We start from the raw sequence: 1,018 nt of genomic DNA, 5'->3' as shown, positions 1-1,018 counted from the left end.
GGAATAATCTGGAACGATCCAGATATAGGTATAAAATGGCCTCTTGAGGAAATAGATGAGATAATTCTTTCTGAGAAGGATAAAAAATGGGGAAGACTGAGAAATGTTTGAAATTTTATGAGGAAAAAGATAAAGGCTATTTTTCTGGAATTAGATGGGATATTATAAAACTATTTCCGCCTATAAATAATGCTAAAGTTCTTGAGATTGGAGCAGGAGAAGGAAATACTCTAATTAAATTAAAAGAGTTAGGTTTAGCAAAAGAAGTTGTAGGTGTCGATCTTATACAACTTCCAAATAGTAATCAAACTCATCCTAAGATAGATAAATTCATAATTGGAGATATAGAAAGTATAGATCTATCTTTTTTCGAAGAATATTTTGATATAATAATTTGTGCAGATGTTCTTGAGCATCTTTATGATCCATGGAGAACTATAGATAAGATAATTTTTTGTTTGAGACCAAAAGGATTTCTTATAATAAGCTTACCTAATGTTGGGCATTATAGTGTATTGAAAAGAATTATTATCGATAAAAATTTTAAGTATGAAGAACAAGGTATTTTAGATAAAACTCATTTAAGATTTTTCTGTAGAAAGAATATTATAGATTTATTTCCTAATCCAAATTTCAAAATTTTAAGATTTATCCCAAACTTTGAGTTAAATAGGTATTTTAAAGGATTTATTAACAATATATCACTTAATTTTAGCCTAGAAGATCTAAAAAAGGCAGGATATCAGTAATCCTAGGCTGTCATGAGAAAATAGTATTTTCTATTTGAAGATTATAATTTTTCAAAAAATAAATGGTTTTGAAAATAAAAGAATATGAAAATTAATGCAACTAACAAAAGTGAAATTAGTATTTGATTTATTGAAATGAAAAAAGTTTCAATAATTATCCTAAATTACAACGGTTGGCAGGATACAATAGAGTGTTTAGAATCTGTATATCAAACTGATTATTCTAATTATGATATGGTTTTAATAGATAATGGCTCTAACGATGATTC

The 1,018-nt window shown here is 26.5% G+C and carries 1 protein-coding gene; it reads left to right on the top strand.

Features of this window, described 5'->3' with window-relative positions; genetic code table 11:
* Nucleotides 1-86 precede the first annotated feature (86 nt).
* On the top strand, nt 87-749 hold the full coding sequence (locus tag NZ841_08440; GenBank protein ID MCS7202788.1) for a class I SAM-dependent methyltransferase: 663 nt from the start codon (nt 87-89) through the stop codon (nt 747-749).
* The last annotated feature ends 269 nt before the right edge of the window (nt 750-1,018 follow it).

Origin of the sequence: Dictyoglomus sp., from assembly GCA_025060475.1 — a bacterium.
Taxonomy (GTDB): Bacteria; Dictyoglomota; Dictyoglomia; order Dictyoglomales; family Dictyoglomaceae; genus NZ13-RE01.
This window is presented reverse-complemented; position numbering and strand designations above follow the sequence as displayed.

Excerpts from the sequence above, each read along its gene's own strand:
- NZ841_08440 (MCS7202788.1), top strand. The coding sequence starts at position 87 with ATGGGGAAGACTGAGAAATGTTTGAAATTTTATGAGGAAAAAGATAAA.